Annotated in this window: 13 protein-coding genes; 5 read left to right on the top strand and 8 right to left on the bottom strand. The window is 61.6% G+C overall.

Annotation, left to right across the window (positions count from 1 at the left end):
* Positions 1-281 precede the first annotated feature (281 nt).
* Positions 282-719 carry a hypothetical protein gene (locus tag GQX66_RS12375; RefSeq protein ID WP_129973225.1) on the bottom strand — a complete coding sequence of 146 codons (438 nt, stop codon included), beginning with the start codon at positions 717-719 and terminating at the stop codon, positions 282-284.
* Between the two features lie 103 nt (positions 720-822).
* Here GQX66_RS12375 and GQX66_RS12380 point away from each other — a divergent pair, with 103 nt between their 5' ends.
* Positions 823-1,260: a universal stress protein gene (locus GQX66_RS12380; RefSeq protein WP_007953063.1), complete on the top strand. Its 438-nt coding sequence runs from the start codon at positions 823-825 to the stop codon at positions 1,258-1,260.
* Positions 1,261-1,336: 76 nt separating this feature from the next.
* Here GQX66_RS12380 and GQX66_RS12385 read toward each other — a convergent pair whose 3' ends face one another.
* The gene (locus GQX66_RS12385; protein WP_011335198.1) at positions 1,337-3,259 is read right to left on the bottom strand and encodes an ATP-binding cassette domain-containing protein; all 1,923 of its coding nucleotides are present in this window, start codon (positions 3,257-3,259) and stop codon (positions 1,337-1,339) included.
* Positions 3,260-3,474: 215 nt separating this feature from the next.
* Between GQX66_RS12385 and GQX66_RS12390 the strand changes: the two genes are divergently transcribed.
* Positions 3,475-5,403: a transglycosylase SLT domain-containing protein gene (locus tag GQX66_RS12390; RefSeq protein ID WP_007953066.1), complete on the top strand. Its 1,929-nt coding sequence runs from the start codon at positions 3,475-3,477 to the stop codon at positions 5,401-5,403.
* 92 nt (positions 5,404-5,495) lie between these two features.
* On the opposite strand, the gene GQX66_RS12395 is transcribed toward GQX66_RS12390, so the two are convergent.
* The gene (locus GQX66_RS12395) at positions 5,496-7,289 is read right to left on the bottom strand and encodes an ABC transporter transmembrane domain-containing protein (RefSeq protein ID WP_240869435.1); all 1,794 of its coding nucleotides are present in this window, start codon (positions 7,287-7,289) and stop codon (positions 5,496-5,498) included.
* A 259-nt stretch (positions 7,290-7,548) separates the two neighbouring features.
* On the opposite strand from GQX66_RS12395, the gene GQX66_RS12400 reads away from it, so the two are divergent.
* Positions 7,549-7,728: a PA1571 family protein gene (locus GQX66_RS12400; RefSeq protein ID WP_102688099.1), complete on the top strand. Its 180-nt coding sequence runs from the start codon at positions 7,549-7,551 to the stop codon at positions 7,726-7,728.
* Positions 7,729-7,785: 57 nt separating this feature from the next.
* On the opposite strand, the gene pdxB is transcribed toward GQX66_RS12400, so the two are convergent.
* Entirely contained in the window at positions 7,786-8,928 is a 1,143-nt protein-coding gene (pdxB, locus tag GQX66_RS12405) for a 4-phosphoerythronate dehydrogenase PdxB (protein ID WP_240869438.1), read from the bottom strand.
* Between the two features lie 180 nt (positions 8,929-9,108).
* Between pdxB and GQX66_RS12410 the strand changes: the two genes are divergently transcribed.
* A complete protein-coding gene (locus tag GQX66_RS12410) occupies positions 9,109-10,518 on the top strand; it encodes an MATE family efflux transporter (RefSeq protein WP_041475594.1) in 1,410 nt (469 codons plus the stop codon).
* Between the two features lie 49 nt (positions 10,519-10,567).
* Here the strand turns inward: GQX66_RS12410 and tusA are convergent, their stop codons facing one another.
* Both tusA and rlmM read right to left on the bottom strand, forming a co-directional pair.
* Entirely contained in the window at positions 10,568-10,819 is a 252-nt protein-coding gene (gene tusA / locus GQX66_RS12415; protein ID WP_011335204.1) for a sulfurtransferase TusA, read from the bottom strand.
* Positions 10,820-10,884: 65 nt separating this feature from the next.
* On the bottom strand, positions 10,885-11,958 hold the full coding sequence (gene rlmM, locus GQX66_RS12420) for a 23S rRNA (cytidine(2498)-2'-O)-methyltransferase RlmM (protein ID WP_240869441.1): 1,074 nt from the start codon (positions 11,956-11,958) through the stop codon (positions 10,885-10,887).
* Between the two features lie 222 nt (positions 11,959-12,180).
* Between rlmM and acnA the strand changes: the two genes are divergently transcribed.
* Entirely contained in the window at positions 12,181-14,922 is a 2,742-nt protein-coding gene (gene acnA / locus GQX66_RS12425; protein ID WP_240869444.1) for an aconitate hydratase AcnA, read from the top strand.
* 289 nt (positions 14,923-15,211) lie between these two features.
* On the opposite strand, the gene GQX66_RS12430 is transcribed toward acnA, so the two are convergent.
* Positions 15,212-16,027 (bottom strand): aminoglycoside phosphotransferase family protein, encoded by an 816-nt coding sequence (locus GQX66_RS12430; protein WP_240869448.1) that lies wholly within the window; start codon positions 16,025-16,027, stop codon positions 15,212-15,214.
* Complete coding sequence (locus GQX66_RS12435; RefSeq protein ID WP_039772808.1) at positions 16,020-16,508, bottom strand: SRPBCC family protein; 489 nt, start codon at positions 16,506-16,508, stop codon at positions 16,020-16,022. Before GQX66_RS12435 ends, GQX66_RS12430 begins: the two co-directional genes overlap by 8 nt.
* Between the last annotated feature and the right edge of the window lie 145 nt (positions 16,509-16,653).

Consider the following 16,653-nt stretch of genomic DNA (forward strand, 5'->3'; position numbering starts at 1 on the left):
TCTGTAGGACGCAGCCCGGCCACACACGCTTGCATGTGAGGGCATTCATAAGATTAATAGTTAGAAAAGTCGCCCTAATTCGCCGCAAGCCTTGTTTAACAGGCTACGCTGGCTGGACTACGAAGGAAAACAGGCGCAGATTTGCTGACCGGATGACGTCGGTTCAACGCCAAAAAGAATTTCCGGCCTGCCTGGCCAACCCCGCCCGATGAATCATGTCGGGCTTTTTATTGCGCGTCTGCCGGACGTTTCGCACCGTTGCAGCGCGAAAAGTCCGCAAGTCATGCCAGCGCTTTCAGCGTGGCATCAATATCCAGCAAAACCGACGCATCCCCCTTCTCGCCCCAATAGAGGGCGATCATCTGCTTGTCGGCGTCGACCTTGAAAACGTTGCCCGGCAATTTTTCGAAATGATTGAGCAACAGCGGATCGTCACAGACTTCCTGCCACTGATTCACCCAAACCCCCGGGGATTTCTGCCAATACGTCCAGCACGCCGGCTGCTTGCCTCGGCGTGGCCGATGGTATTGAGCGCACGGGTTTGGCGGCTCCTGAGACATCCAGTGCGGCCACTCCTGAGGCGCCAGCTGCATGGCCAGACCGATGCGCCGGGCCTCGGTGCGCAAGGCTATCCGGCCACTCTGTGCACGTGACGGACGCAACCACGCCAGCGGACTCAACACCACCAGCAGGATTGACACCACCAGCCAGACCGTCATATCTCTACTCCCGTTTTGTCATGAGCCCATTGCGTCACTTTGGAACCAATGCGCTTGAAACCAGCCATACTTAACAATATTGATCCCTCACGAGGAGCACCTCATGCCCTACCACCATATCCTGGTCGCCGTAGATCTGACCGAAGAGTGCGACCCTGTGATCCACCGCGCCCGAGAGCTGTCGGTGAGCAATGGCGCCAAGCTGTCGCTGGTGCATATCGTCGAACCGATGGCCATGGCCTTCGGCGGTGACGTACCGATGGATCTGTCACAACTGCAACAACAGCAATTCGATCAGGCCAAGGAACGCCTTGAACGCCTGAAGCACAAGTACACCGAGCTCGAAGGCGCCAACTGCCACCTGACCTACGGCCAGCCGCGTCAGGAAATCCACCATTTCGCCAAGGAACAGGAATGCGACCTGATCGTGGTCGGCAGCCATGGCCGGCATGGTCTGGCGCTGTTGCTGGGCTCGACCGCCAACGACGTGCTGCACGGCGCACCTTGCGATGTGCTGGCGGTGCATCTGGTCAAGCGCTGATCCCAGGCACTTGTGAAAAGCTAAAAAAGCCCGACGCCCATCACTGGACGCCGGGCTTTTTCATGCCTTGAAACAATCAGGCGTCCAGCTCGGCCCAACGCTCCACCAGTGCATCCAGCTCGGCCTGCAACTGCTCCAGAGAAGCGATCACCTTGGCCGTCTCGGCCGGCGGACGCTGATAGAAGCCGGCCTCGGCCATTTCAGCCTCGACAGCAGCAATCTGCTGTTCTTTAGCGTCGATGTCGCCCGGCAGCGCTTCCAGCTCGCGCTGAAGCTTGTAGCTCAACTTCTTCTTCGCAGCCGGGGCCGCAGCAACCGGCGCAGCGACCGGAGCCGGTTCGGCAGTGACCACCGCCGAATTCAGGTCGGCCTTGCCGGATTTGCTTTCGGTCACGCCCAGCAGTCGCGGCGAACCGCCCTGACGGATCCAGTCCTGATAGCCACCGACGTATTCGCGAACCTTGCCTTCACCTTCGAATACCAGGGTGCTGGTGACCACGTTGTCGAGGAATGCCCGGTCGTGGCTGACCATCAGCACAGTGCCGTTGAAGGTCAGCAGCACTTCTTCGAGCAGCTCGAGGGTTTCCACGTCGAGGTCGTTGGTGGGTTCGTCGAGTACCAGCAGGTTCGCCGGCTTGCTGAACAATTTGGCCAGCAACAGACGCGCACGCTCGCCACCGGACAACGCCTTCACCGGCGTGCGGGCACGCTGCGGGCTGAACAGGAAGTCGCCGAGGTAGCTCAGCACGTGGCGGCTCTGGCCGTCGATATCGATGAAGTCGCGACCTTCGGCGACGTTGTCGATCACGGTCTTTTCCAGATCCAGCTGATGGCGCAACTGGTCGAAGTAGGCCACATCGATCTTGGTGCCCTCTTCCACTTTGCCGCTGGTCGGTTGCAGACCGCTGAGCATCAGTTTCAGCAGGGTGGTCTTGCCGGTACCATTGGCGCCGAGCAGACCGATCCGGTCGCCACGCTGCAGCACCATGGAGAAATCACGGATCAGGAACGGACCGCCAGGATGCGCGAAGCTCACGTTATCCAGCACCATCACCTGCTTGCCGGACTTCTCCGCTGTTTCCAGCTGGATGTTGGCCTTGCCGGTGCGCTCGCGACGCTCGCTGCGCTCCACGCGCAATGCTTTCAGGGCACGTACGCGACCTTCGTTACGGGTGCGGCGGGCCTTGATGCCCTGGCGAATCCACACTTCTTCCTGGGCCAGACGCTTGTCGAACAGCGCGTTGGCGGTTTCTTCGGCCGCCAGTGCGGCTTCTTTATGGACGAGGAAACTGGCGTAGTCGCCGTTCCAGTCGATCAGGCCACCGCGATCCAGCTCGAGGATACGGGTGGCAAGGTTTTGCAGGAAGGAACGGTCGTGCGTGATGAACAGCACGGCGCCCTGGAAATCCTTCAGCGCTTCTTCAAGCCAGGCAATCGCACCGATGTCCAGGTGGTTGGTCGGTTCGTCGAGCAGCAGCAGATCCGGCTCGGACACCAGCGCCTGCGCCAGCAGGACGCGACGACGCCAGCCACCGGACAGTTCGGCGAGGGTCTTGTCGGCCGGCAATTGCAGGCGGCTCAGGGTGCTGTCGACCAGGGTCTGCAAGCGCCAGCCATCGCGGGCTTCGAGGTCGTGCTGAACGTGCATCAGCTTGTCCAGATCGGCATCGGTGACGATGTTCTGGCTCAGGTGATGGTATTCGGCGAGCAAGGCGCCGACGCCGTCGAGGCCTTCGGCAACCACGTCGAACACTGTCCGCTCGTCGGCCACCGGCAATTCCTGTGGCAATTCACCGATTTTCAGACCGGGGGCACGCCACACCGAGCCGTCATCAGGCTTCTGGTCGCCCTTGACCAGTTTCATCATGCTGGATTTGCCAGTGCCGTTGCGGCCGATGATGCACACCCGCTCACCACGGGCGATCTGCCAGGACACCTTGTCCAACAACGGCATCGCGCCGAATGCAAGGGACACATCGCTGAATTTGAGCAGGGTCATGAGCTTCTCCAAAAACCGGGCGCGCATTCTACCTGAATCGGGGCCCGAGCAGGCCGGCAATTTCGCCGCTGACGCACTCTGCACAACAATTGTTGCGAACTTGTGCTGCAAGGCCGGCAAAGCTTTCGCCGCCTGCTGGCAAAAGGCTAAGCTACAGACAATTCAGTGCGGGTTTTGGGCCGGCACTTGTCATGATTTCTCTGCCCGGATGTCTCATGCGCAGTCGCCTCTTCAGTGTTTTGTCATGTTTGCTGCTTTCCGCCGCTGCCGTTCAATCCGCCCAGGCGGTGGACCTGTCCACCCAACGCCAGTATTACGATGAAGCCAAGCGCGCCCTGGCCAAGGGCGACACCGGCCCGTATTTCCGTTACAGCCAGGCCCTCGCCGATTATCCGCTGGAACCATACCTGGCTTACGACGAGCTGACCGCCCGGCTGAAAACCGCGAGCAACGCGGAGATCGAAAAATTCCTCGCCGAACACGGTGACCTGCCCCAGGCCAACTGGATGAAGTTGCGTTGGCTGCGCTGGCTGGCCGATCGCGGCGACTGGGCGACGTTCGTCAAGTATTACGACCCTAAGCTGAATTTCACCGAACTCGACTGCCTGAACGCGCAGTACCAGATCAGCCACAACAAGAAGGCCGAGGGCTACGCCAATGCCGAGAAGCTTTGGCTGACCGGCAAATCCCAGCCCGCCGCCTGCGATGCGCTGTTCGGCATGTGGGCCGCCGAAGGTCAGTTGACCGAACAGAAACGCTGGGAACGCGCCAAACTCGCCGCCCAGCACCGCAACTACCCACTGGCCAACAGCCTGGTCAACGGCCTGACCACCCTCGCCCCGCGCGGCCGCCTGCTGGTGGACGTGGCGCAGAAACCGGAACTGCTCAATCAGCCTTCGCGGTTCACGCCGGCCGATGAACCGATGTCGGACGTGGTCAGCCTCGGCCTGCGCCGCCTCGCGCGTCAAGACCCGGACAAGGCCATGGCCCTGCTCGACGGTTATGCCAGCAGCATGCATTTCTCCCGCGATGAAAAAGTCGCGATCGCCCGGGAAATCGGCCTGACCCTCGCCCGCCGCTTCGACAGCCGCGCGCTGGACGTGATGACCAAATACGATCCGGAACTGCGCGACAACACCGTGTCCGAATGGCGCCTGCGACTGCTGCTGCGCCTGGCGCGCTGGGACGACGCCTATCAACTGACCCGCCGTCTGCCGCAGGATCTGGCCACCACCAACCGCTGGCGCTACTGGCAGGCCCGCAGTCTGGAACTGGCACAACCGCAAAACCCGGAAGCGCAGACGCTGTACAAAAATCTGTCGCGGGAACGGGATTTCTACGGTTTCCTCGCCGCTGACCGCTCACAATCGCCGTACTCGCTGAACAACAAGCCGCTGGTGCTCAGTCAGGCGCTGATCAACAAGGTGCGCAACACCCCAGGCGTGCGTCGTGCGCTGGAGTTCCACGCCCGTGGGCAGATCGTCGACGGCCGCCGCGAGTGGTATCACGTCAGCCGGCATTTCAGCCGCGACGAAATGGTTGCCCAGGCGAAACTGGCCTACGACCTGAAATGGTATTTCCCGGCGATCCGCACCATCAGTCAGGCGCAGTACTGGGATGATCTGGACATCCGCTTCCCGATGGCCCACCGCGACACTCTGGTGCGCGAAGCCAAGGTGCGCGGCCTGCATTCGAGCTGGGTGTTCGCCATCACCCGTCAGGAAAGTGCATTCATGGACGACGCCCGCTCCAGCGTCGGCGCCAGCGGCCTGATGCAACTGATGCCCGGCACCGCCAAGGAAACCGCGCGCAAGTTCAGCATTCCATTGGCCTCGCCACAGCAGGTGCTCGATCCGGATAAAAACATCCAGCTCGGCGCCGCTTACCTGAGCCAGGTGCACAGCCAGTTCAACGGTAACCGCGTGCTCGCCTCCGCCGCCTACAACGCCGGCCCCGGCCGCGTGCGCCAGTGGCTGCGTGGCGCCGACCACCTGAGCTTCGACGTGTGGGTGGAAAGCATCCCGTTCGACGAAACCCGCCAGTACGTACAGAACGTGCTGTCCTACTCGGTGATCTACGGCCAGAAACTCAACTCGCCGCAACCGCTGGTGGATTGGCATGAGCGGTATTTCGACGATCAGTGATCGGGGCGTGTTTCGCCGATAGATCGACGTAAACAAAAATGCCCGCATCGAGAGATGCGGGCATTTTTATGGCGTTCTACTAGGTCGGTTACTTAGTCGGTTACAGGGTCGGTTGAAACCTGACGACCATCACTGAACTGCAACGCCGCCAACCGCGCATACAACGGATTACTCGCAATCAGCTCCTGATGCGTGCCGATCGCAACCAGTTTGCCCTGATCCATCACCGCGATCCGGTCGGCGTTTTTCACCGTGGCCAACCGGTGGGCGATCACCAGTGTGGTGCGGTTTTGCATCAGGCTCGGCAGCGCTTGCTGGATCAGGTGTTCGCTCTGGGCGTCGAGGGCGCTGGTGGCTTCGTCGAGCAGCAGGATCGGCGCGTCAACCAGTAGCGCCCGGGCAATGGCCAGGCGCTGGCGTTGACCGCCTGACAGGCCGAGGCCGCCGTCGCCCAGGTGGGTCTGGTAGCCGTCGGGCATCTGTTCGATGAAGTCGTGGGCGTGGGCAATTTTCGCAGCTTCCCGCACCTGCTCCAGCGTGGCGGTCGGGCAGCCATAACGGATGTTCTCTTCGACACTGCCGAAGAACAGCGCCGGAGTTTGCGAGACCAGCGCGAAGCAGCGACGCAGGTCCAGCGGATCAAGGCTCGTCAGCGGCACGCCATCGATCAGGATCCGTCCTTCCCGGGGATCGTAGAAACGCAGCAACAAGTCATACACCGTGGACTTGCCCGCGCCGGACGGCCCTACGAGCGCGAGGGTTTCGCCGGCGTTGATCGTCAGACTCAAGCCATCGACGGCGAGGCTTTCGGGACGCGAAGGGTAGGAAAAACGCACTTCCTGCAGTTCCAGCTCGCCTTTGACCCGTTCCGGAAGAGTCACCAATCCCGTGGTCGGTGGCTGGATGATGTTCTCCGAACGCAGCAGTTCGGCGATGCGCTCGGCGGCGCCGGCTGCTCGCTGCAACTCGCCAATCACTTCGCTCAACGTGCCGAACGCACTGCCAACAATCAGGCTGTAAAACACGAACGCCGCCAGTTCCCCCGCCGAAATCCGCCCGGCAATCACGTCCATGCCGCCAACCCACAACATCACCGCGACGGCGCCGAGCACCAGCACGATCACCAGCGTGATCAGCCAGGCCCGCTGGAAAATCCGTTTGCGCGCGGTCTCGAACGCCTGCTCGACGGTACTGGCGAAACGCTCTTCATCCTGCACCTGATGGTTGTAGGCCTGTACGGTCTTGATCTGGCCAAGAGTCTCCGAAACATAGCTGCCAATGTCGGCGATCCGGTCCTGACTCAGCCGGGAGAGGTTACGCACGCGGCGGCCGAAAATCAGGATCGGCGCAATCACCAGCGGCAGTGCGATCACCACGATGCTGGTGAGCTTGGGGTTGGTGATGAACAGCAGCACCACACCGCCGATGACCATCAGCAAATTGCGCAGGAACAGCGACAGCGACGAGCCGATCACCGATTGCAGCAGCGTGGTGTCAGCGGTCAGCCGCGACTGGATTTCCGAACTGCGGTTGTCCTCGTAAAACCCGGGATGCAGGTACACCAGATGGTTGAATACCTGTCGACGGATGTCCGCCACCACGCGCTCACCGATCCACGACACCAGATAAAACCGCGCAAACGTGCCGACCGCCAAGCCGAATACCAAAAGCATGAACAGGCCTATGGATTGATTGAGCAGGTGCGGCGACTGGGTCATAAACCCTCGATCGACCAGCAACTTGATGCCCTGCCCCATCGACAGGGTAATGCCGGCCGTGACGATCAGCGCGAGCAGTGCGCCGAAGGCCGGCCAGCGATAGGGAGCAAGGAAATGACTGGTCAGGCGCAAGGCCCGGCGGTGGCGCGAGGAAAGCATCGGGATCATTCAGATTCACGTCGTGTGCTGATGGATAGGGCCAGCCTACAGACTCAAATGGGGTGGAACTCTGTAAATCACAATGAGTCAGGTTAAATATGACCGGTCCGACTACTCCCTAGATGCTATTGGTCTAAGGTCCGGGTTGAGACAGACGGTCATTTCTGTTTGAGTGGAGATGCCGTTCCGGACCGACCGCAGGGAGTTGTCACAGCCTGGTCACCTGACGGTTTTAATCTAGGCACACAACCTGATGAGGAGACAGGCCATGTCCTTGCAAAACAGCAGCGATGACAAAATTGAAGTGATCCGCACCAAGCCCGGCCAACCTCTGGGTTGCTCGATCATCGATAAGGATGGGCGCGAAGTGCCAATCACTGAAGACATGATCCAGGACGCCTGCCGCGAACTGGAGAAGCGATTGGTCAAGCCTGCCGAACAAGAGTGATATCGCCACCGTCTTCCTGACCCGGCCCCTGCAGGCCGGGTTTTTTCTGCCCGCTGTTTATACGGCCACAGCGCCCAACGCAGTCACGATCTGGCGCAAGGCCGGCGAATCACCGTCGATCCGCACTTTCAAACCTTCGATCTCGCGTCGCGACGGATACTGTTTGCGCAGCAAATCAAACGCGGCACGTTGCTCACCGACGCTGCCCAGCAGCGTGCGACGGAAATCCGCGTCGTCCCGGCGCGGGTCGTACACGCCACGGCACAACATCGCCAGCGCCCAGGCCGGATCGCTGTCGGCATGCAGGGAAACTTCCGACAACCATGGTGCCGGCAGCAGATCACCGAGCTGAATGCTGGCGGGCTCACCGATAAATTCGCAGTACGCCTGATAGATCTGCGCGGTGCCGCGCTGTTTGCCGTCGAGGCTGTAACCGGCAATGTGCGGCGTTGCCAGCACGCAGAGTTCGGCCAGCGCGACATCGACTTGCGGCTCGGCTTCCCAGACATCGAGCACCGCTTGCAAGTCTTCACGCTCCAGCAGCACTTCGCGCAGCGCGGTGTTATCCACCACCGGACCGCGAGCCGCGTTGATCAGCCAGGCGCCGGGCTTGAGCTGCTGCAAACGCTGCTCGTCGAACAAATGCCAGGTCGCCCCGTCGCCGCTGCGGGTCAGCGGGGTGTGCAGGCTGATCACGTCGCACTGCGCGATGACCTGCTCCAGACTGACATAGTCGCCGCCCTCGACCGCCTGACGTGGCGGATCGCAGACTTTCACGTTCCAGCCCAGGCCTTTGAGCACCTTGATCAGGCGACCACCGACTTCACCGGCGCCGATCACACCGTAAGTGCGCTCACGCAAATCGACGCCTTCGATTTCAGCCAGGGTCATCAGGCTGCCGAGCACGTAATCGACCACGCCCCGGGCATTGCAGCCGGGCGCGCTGGACCAGGTGATCCCGGCCTCATTGAAGTAATCGAGATCCAGATGATCGGTGCCGATGGTGCAGGTGCCGACAAAACGCACCTTGCTGCCTTCAAGCAGTGCGCGGTTGACGTTGGTCACCGAGCGCACCAGCAATACATCGGCCTGTTCGACCGTGGCCCGGTCGATGGAACGGCCCGGTACCCGGCGAATCTCACCGAAACCGGCAAAAAAGGCATCGAGCAGCGGGATATTTTCGTCGGCAACAATCAGCATGGCGGGGCTCCTTGGACGGATCGGCAGTGTAGGCGCTGGGACTGCGATGAGCCAGCAGGCTGTTCTTTCTTGATCGGTCGAAGGCGATTACAAATCCGCAACAGAGGATTTTTCCTGACCACAACGTCAGCGGCGTAGAATGCCCGGCCTTGCGCATCAACCCCTGTGGACGCTTTGCCTGTGAATTCCGTGACTGACCGCCCCGCTGCCGTTTCCCTCAACCGCCCTGCCCGGGTTCGCCTGGAGCTGAAGAATCTGCTCGGCCTGGCCCTGCCGATCATGATCGCGCAACTGGCGACCACCGCCATGGGCTTCGTCGATGCGGTGATGGCCGGGCGCGTCGGGCCGAAGGATCTCGCGGCCGTGGCGCTGGGCAACTCGATCTGGGTGCCGGTGTTCCTGCTGATGACCGGCACCCTGTTGGCCACCACGCCGAAAGTCGCCCAACGCTTCGGCGCCGGCACCCACAGCGAAATCGGCCCGATCGTGCGCCAGGCCTTGTGGCTGGCACTGGTGGTGGGCCTGATGGCGACCACCATGCTGTTCAGCGCCGAACCGATCCTGCACCTGATGAAAGTCGATCCGGAGCTGATCGGCCCGTGCATGCAATACCTGCACGGTATCGCCAGCGGCCTGCCAGCGGTGGCCTTCTACCATGTGCTGCGCTGCACCAGTGACGGCCTCGGTCGTACCCGCCCGGCGATGGTGCTGGGCCTGTGCGGCCTGGCGCTGAACATTCCGCTCAACTACGTGTTCATTTATGGCCACTTTGGCGTGCCGGCCATGGGCGGCGTCGGCTGCGGCTGGGCTACAGCCATCGTGATGTGGGTGATGGCACTGGGTCTGGCCGGTTACGAGCGCTGGGCGCCGGCCTACAAGTCGAGCGAACTGTTCAGCCGTTTCGACTGGCCGCAATGGGCAGTGATCAAGCGTTTGCTGGCCATCGGTCTGCCGATCGGCGTCGCGGTGTTTGCCGAGTCGAGCATCTTCGCGGTGATTGCGCTGCTGATCGGCAGCCTTGGCGCCACGGTGGTGGCCGGGCATCAGATCGCGCTGAACGTCAGCTCGCTGGTGTTCATGATTCCGTATTCGCTGGGCATGGCCGTGACCGTGCGCGTCGGCCAGGCCCTGGGCCGTGAAGAACCGCGCGAAGCACGTTTCGCCGCGGGTGTCGGCATGGGCACCGCGCTGGCCTACGCCTGCCTGTCGGCGAGCATGATGCTGCTGATGCGCGAACACATTGCGGCGATCTACACGTCGGATCCGATGGTGATTCACATCGCGGCGATGCTGATCGTGTATTCGGCGCTGTTCCAGTTTTCCGACGCGATTCAGGTCACCGCCGCCGGCGCCCTGCGCGGTTATCAGGACACTCGCGTGACGATGATTCTGACCCTGTTCGCCTATTGGGGCATCGGCCTGCCGGTAGGTTACGCCCTCGGCCTGACCGACTGGCTCGGCGAGCCACGCGGCCCGAGCGGCTTGTGGGAAGGCCTGATCGTCGGCCTGAGCTGCGCGGCGCTGATGCTGTCGATCCGCCTGACGCGCAGTGCACGCAAACGCATTCGCATCAGCCGTTCGATGGGCTGACCGGCCATAAAAAAAGACCTGCACATGCAGGTCTTTTTTTGCCTTCCGATCAACCGGACTTCTTGCGAATCCAGTACAGATAGGTCCCGGCTTCTTCGTGCTGCCCCACCAGTTCATGGTCGAGAAACACGCAGAACTTGGGGATGTCGCGACGGGTCGACGGGTCGGTGGCGATCACCTTGAGCAGGCCGCCGGGCACCAGGTCACGGATGTGCTGGTGCAGCATCATCACCGGCTCCGGGCAGTTGAGGCCCGTAGCGTCGAGGGTGCCGTCGACCGGCGTATTGATCATTTCACTCATGATTCACTCCTGAAACTGGCCGGCATTGTCGCCCAATGCCGGGTGTTCGGTCACCTGTCGCGCGCTCAGCGGGCTTTGGCTTTCTTCACGTCATGGCGGCGCAAATGGCAGGTCACTTCCTCGCGGTCGTGGTACAGCTGCTTGCAGCCGATGTCGACCTTGATCCCGCGGGCCTTGAAACCGTCGGCGATGCGTTCGAGCAAGCGCTTCACTTCGGCGTAACGCTGCTTCATCGGCAACTTGAGGTTGACCACCGCTTCCCGGCAATGCCCCTCGCCGATCCACTCTTCGAGCATCGCGGCGTTGCGCGCCGGCTTCTCGACGATGTCGCAGACCATCCAGTCCACCGGTTGCTTCGGTTTGAAGGTGAAACCGTCAGCCATCAAGTGCTGCACCAGACCGGTATCCATAAGGCTTTCGGCCATCGGGCCGTTGTCGATGGCGGTCACCAGCATGCCGCGATTGACCAGCTGCCAGGTCCAGCCGCCCGGCGCCGCGCCGAGGTCGACGCCGGTCATGTCGCTGTGCAGGCGATCTTCCCACTGATCGCGGGGGATGAAGTGGTGCCAGGCCTCTTCCAGTTTCAGGGTCGAACGGCTCGGCGCCTCGCGCGGGAACTTCAGGCGCGGAATGCCCATCGGCCACATCGCCGAGTTACCGGCATCGGCGAGACCGAGGAACACCTCACGACCGCTCTTGAAGGTCAGCAGCAGACGCGGCTTGCTGGCGTCTTCCACCAGTTTGCCGGCGCCGGTCAGGGCCTTGCGCAGTGGGCCTTCGAACTTCTTGCAGAAGTTCGACAGTTCCTTGCCGTCGTTGGTGTCGACGACTTCCAGCCACAGGCTGCCACACACCGGGAATTCGGCCATGTGCGCGAGGATTACGCTGATGCGGTCGGTTTCCGGCAGATCGATGAAAAACCCGCGCGCCCACTGGCGCGGGAAGATCAGCTCGGCGAAACGCTGGCCGCGCATCAGGCGCTCGGCACCGTCTTCTTCGGTGCAGACAAACTCGGCGCAAGCGGTGGCCGGTTTGGCCTTGGCGTAGCCGGCCACGTTCAGTTGAGCGGCGAGGTCGGAAATCTCCGAGCAGACTTCGCCTTCGAAGCCTGGCCGGCAATGCATGAATAGGGTGTTCATTCTTACTCCTGGGCAGAGGGCGATCATTCATCCCCTGCGCGATGCCCAGACCCTGCGTTGAAGCAAAGCCTGTCACGAAAACCGGCGCATGATAGCCCATGTCGGAACCTTGGTTCTGTCCATAGAGTCCAGTTATTAGCCAGCTACTGAAAACAGGGCTACGTTGATAGCTCTGCCCGTCCCCTCAATCCGTAGCCGTGCGGATTCAAAGGAGTGATCGTAATGCCGTCCCTCGATAGTCTGAATTCTCTGAAAACCCTCAAAGTCGATGACAAGACTTACCACTATTTCAGCCTGCCGGATGCTGCCAAAAGCCTGGGCAATATCGACAAGCTGCCGATGTCGCTGAAAGTCCTGCTGGAAAACCTGCTGCGCTGGGAAGATGAAAAAACCGTCACCGGCGCCGACCTCAAGGCGCTTGCCGCGTGGCTCAAGGAGCGCCGCTCCGACCGGGAGATCCAGTACCGCCCTGCCCGCGTGCTGATGCAGGACTTTACCGGCGTCCCCGCCGTGGTCGATCTGGCCGCGATGCGCGCCGCCATGGCCAAGGCCGGCGGTGATCCGCAACGAATCAACCCGCTGTCGCCGGTGGATCTGGTGATCGACCACTCGGTGATGGTCGACAAGTTCGCCAGTGCCAGCGCCTTCGAACAGAACGTCGACATCGAAATGCAGCGCAACGGCGAACGCTACGCCTTCCTGCGCTGGGGCCAGAGTGCGTTCGACAATTTCAGCGTGGTGCCGCCGGGCACCGGGATCTGCCACCAGGTCAACCTCGAATACCTCGGACGAACGGTGTGGACCAAGGACGAAAACGGCCGCACTTATGCCTTCCCCGACACGCTGGTCGGCACCGACTCCCACACCACCATGATCAACGGCCTCGGCGTACTCGGTTGGGGCGTCGGCGGGATCGAGGCGGAAGCGGCGATGCTCGGGCAACCGGTGTCGATGCTGATTCCCGAAGTGATCGGCTTCAAACTCACCGGCAAGCTCAAGGAAGGCATCACCGCCACCGACCTGGTGCTGACCGTGACCCAGATGCTGCGCAAGAAAGGCGTGGTCGGCAAATTCGTCGAGTTCTATGGCGACGGCCTCGCCGACCTGCCGCTCGCCGACCGCGCAACCATCGCGAACATGGCTCCGGAATATGGCGCGACCTGCGGATTCTTCCCGGTCGATGACGTGACCCTCGACTACCTGCGCCTGTCCGGCCGTCCGCCTGAAGTGGTGAAACTGGTCGAGGCCTACACCAAGGCTCAGGGCCTGTGGCGCCTGCCCGGTCAGGAACCGGTGTTCACCGATAGCCTGGCGCTGGACATGGGCAGCGTCGAAGCCAGCCTCGCCGGGCCTAAACGTCCGCAAGACCGTGTCTCGCTGCCGAATGTCGGCCAGGCGTTCAGTGACTTCCTCGACTTGCAATTCAAACCTACCAGCAAGGAAGAAGGACGCCTGGAAAGCGAAGGCGGCGGTGGCGTGGCGGTGGGCAATGCCGATCTGGTCGGCGAAACGGACTACGAGTACGACGGCCGTACCTATCGCCTGAAAAACGGCGCCGTGGTGATTGCCGCGATCACCTCCTGCACCAACACCTCCAACCCCAGCGTGATGATGGCTGCCGGCCTGCTGGCGAAAAAAGCCGTGGAAAAAGGCCTGACCCGCAAGCCGTGGGTGAAGAGCTCACTGGCACCGGGCTCCAAAGTGGTCACCGATTACTACAAAGCCGCCGGGTTGACGCAGTACCTCGATCAGCTCGGTTTTTCGCTGGTGGGCTACGGCTGCACCACTTGCATCGGCAACTCCGGACCGCTGCCGGAACCGATCGAAAAAGCCATTCAGAAAGCCGACCTGACCGTGGCTTCGGTGCTGTCCGGCAACCGCAACTTCGAAGGTCGGGTGCATCCGCTGGTGAAAACCAACTGGCTGGCCTCGCCGCCGCTGGTGGTCGCTTACGCCCTGGCCGGCAGTGTGCGCACCGACATCAGCAGCGAACCGCTGGGCAATGACCAGCAGGGCAATCCGGTTTACCTGCGTGACATCTGGCCGAGCAGCAAGGAAATCGCCGACGCGGTGAATCAGGTCAACACCGCAATGTTCCACAAGGAATACGCCGAAGTGTTCGCCGGTGACGAACAGTGGCAAGCCATCGAAGTGCCGCAAGCCGCGACCTACGTCTGGCAGGCGGATTCGACTTACATCCAGCACCCGCCGTTCTTCGACGACATTGCCGGGCCATTGCCGGTGATTGCCGATGTGAAAGGTGCGCGAGTGCTGGCGCTGTTGGGCGATTCGGTGACCACCGACCACATCTCCCCCGCCGGCAACATCAAGGCCGACAGCCCGGCCGGGCGTTACCTGCGCGAACAAGGCGTCGAGCCACGGGACTTCAACTCCTACGGTTCGCGCCGGGGCAACCACGAAGTGATGATGCGCGGCACCTTCGCCAACATCCGTATCCGCAACGAAATGCTCGGCGGCGAAGAAGGTGGCAACACGATCTACATTCCGACCGGCGAGAAACTGGCGATCTACGACGCAGCCATGCGCTATCAGGCCTCAGGCACGCCGCTGGTGGTGATTGCCGGGCAAGAATACGGCACCGGTTCCAGCCGGGACTGGGCGGCGAAGGGCACCAATCTGCTGGGCGTGAAAGCGGTGATCGCCGAAAGCTTCGAGCGCATCCACCGTTCCAATCTGGTGGGCATGGGCGTGCTGCCATTGCAGTTCAAGCTGGATCAGAACCGCAAAAGCCTGAACCTTACCGGCAAGGAAACCCTGGATATTCAGGGCCTGAGCGGTGTCGAGCTGACGCCACGGATGAACCTGACCCTGGTCATCACCCGTGAAGACGGGCGTCAGGAAAAAATCGAAGTGCTGTGCCGCATCGACACCTTGAACGAGGTCGAGTACTTCAAGTCCGGCGGGATCCTGCATTACGTGTTGCGCCAGTTGATCGCCTCGTAAGACCTGCGGATGCAGAAACACCGCCGATTGGCGGTGTTTCTGTTTGGGCACGGCACTTTTCTGCGGACGAAAAAAAACCCGCCGAAGCGGGTTTTTCCCAAGACCATTATCGACTCCCTGTCGGCAGCGATCCTTGCTAATGGTCGATCATCCGTGATCCTGAAACACTCCCTGTGCTTCAGTTGATGAGGCTAGATTACGCTGTGGATCCAATCGGCAATAGTCGAAATAGCTACCATCGCGTGTAAGACATTCGCCATAGCGGGCCTTCCGAAAACCCTTAGACGTGTCAGGCATCGAGCGCAGAAGCCGCCAGTTGCGCGACTTTCAGCTGTCCTTTTGCCGCGGTTTGCTCGTCATCCTCCATGAACCACGCGGCAGACAGTCCGGCGAACGCCAGCACCCATTGCAGCAGGCGCTTTCGCTCGATTGCCGCTGCCTCGCAGATCACGTCGACTTGTCGCCGAAAGCGCCCAGGGTCGGTCGCCGTCGGCAACTCAGGGTTGCAGATCAGGTTGGCGTAGTCGTAGCCGCGCTCGCCCCGCACCCGCTTGGGGTCGATGGCCAGCCAGCCTCGTGGGCCGAAATCGAGGACGTTGTCGTGGTGCATGTCGCCGTGCAACACCACCACATCCTGCGATTCGGCAAGCAAGGCCTGGGCGGTTTGCAGGCAATCGGCATATGGGCCGCCGTATCGGGCTGCGGCCACTCGTAATGAAGCGAACCAAGGCGTCAGTTCCACTAACGGCGGTGGCGGCGTCAGACGCGGTGCGTGCAGCCGGGCCAAGGATCGGCACATGACCCGCGTGGCCTCGTCGTCCTCGCCGTTGAGCGCCATGTGCATCAACGAACGCTGGCCCATCGCCCGCTCCAGCAACAGGCCTTCGTCGTGATGGGCGAGCACCCGGGCGGCGCCGTCGCCGTCCCACCAGGTCATCAGCAGGTTGCCGTACTTTTCTTCGTCGTCCACCGCGACTTTCAGCATTGCTGGCACATCGCCCTGACGCACCGGCAACAGACGGCTGCCCGGGGTGATGATCGGCTCGCCGTCCGGCGCCAGCGCCCAGCGTTCCAGCCACGGCGTGAACAGGTCGAGATCAGCCACCTTCACGCTCGCGGGCCCGGTCACTCTCCGCGAGGAAGTGCTCAAGTCGACTCAACTGTTCCTCCCAGCCCCGACTGTCCATGTAGTACGCCTCTTTCTGGCGCACGTCGGGAATGTGCGCAAAACCTGACTCGGAGACTTTCAGCAATGTGCCGTTCTCGTAGTCCTGCAGTTCGAATCTGACCAGGGTGGTCGGTTCCTGGGAATAGTCGATTTTCGGGTTCACCGCATACGGATGCCAGCGGAAGGAGAACAGCTGCTGCGGCTCGACCCGCTCCACCAGCACGTTCCAGAGCACATGTTCATAACCGGGGTATGTGACCTGCCCCTGCGTCCATTCGCCAGCGATAAACCGCCGGCCCTCCAGCGCAACGCCGAACCACTGGCCGAACGCTTCGGCATCGACCAGGGCGCGCCAGACATGGGAGCGCGGCGACCTGAGCATGATTTTACGTTCAAAGCTGTTGGGTACTGGTTTCATACGTCACCTCCTGTTTTGAACAGTAGGCTTGTATGACCACATGTCCAATCCGAAGTTGTATCAATCCGGTGCAACGGTCAGGTCTGATTGAAATATCCGGCAGTATTTTGCGGCGCCGGTTCGTCAGAATGCGCACGGATCAGCG

Source organism: Pseudomonas sp. B707 (assembly GCF_022496685.1).
GTDB lineage: Bacteria > Pseudomonadota > Gammaproteobacteria > Pseudomonadales > Pseudomonadaceae > Aquipseudomonas > Aquipseudomonas paraglycinae.

Coding starts and splice junctions, on each gene's coding strand:
- GQX66_RS12375 (WP_129973225.1), bottom strand. CDS start 719: ATGACGGTCTGGCTGGTGGTGTCAATCCTGCTGGTGGTGTTGAGTCCG.
- GQX66_RS12380 (WP_007953063.1), top strand. CDS start 823: ATGCCCTACCACCATATCCTGGTCGCCGTAGATCTGACCGAAGAGTGC.
- GQX66_RS12385 (WP_011335198.1), bottom strand. CDS start 3,259: ATGACCCTGCTCAAATTCAGCGATGTGTCCCTTGCATTCGGCGCGATG.
- GQX66_RS12390 (WP_007953066.1), top strand. CDS start 3,475: ATGCGCAGTCGCCTCTTCAGTGTTTTGTCATGTTTGCTGCTTTCCGCC.
- GQX66_RS12395 (WP_240869435.1), bottom strand. CDS start 7,289: ATGATCCCGATGCTTTCCTCGCGCCACCGCCGGGCCTTGCGCCTGACC.
- GQX66_RS12400 (WP_102688099.1), top strand. CDS start 7,549: ATGTCCTTGCAAAACAGCAGCGATGACAAAATTGAAGTGATCCGCACC.
- pdxB (WP_240869438.1), bottom strand. CDS start 8,928: ATGCTGATTGTTGCCGACGAAAATATCCCGCTGCTCGATGCCTTTTTT.
- tusA (WP_011335204.1), bottom strand. CDS start 10,819: ATGAGTGAAATGATCAATACGCCGGTCGACGGCACCCTCGACGCTACG.
- rlmM (WP_240869441.1), bottom strand. CDS start 11,958: ATGAACACCCTATTCATGCATTGCCGGCCAGGCTTCGAAGGCGAAGTC.
- acnA (WP_240869444.1), top strand. CDS start 12,181: ATGCCGTCCCTCGATAGTCTGAATTCTCTGAAAACCCTCAAAGTCGAT.
- GQX66_RS12435 (WP_039772808.1), bottom strand. CDS start 16,508: ATGAAACCAGTACCCAACAGCTTTGAACGTAAAATCATGCTCAGGTCG.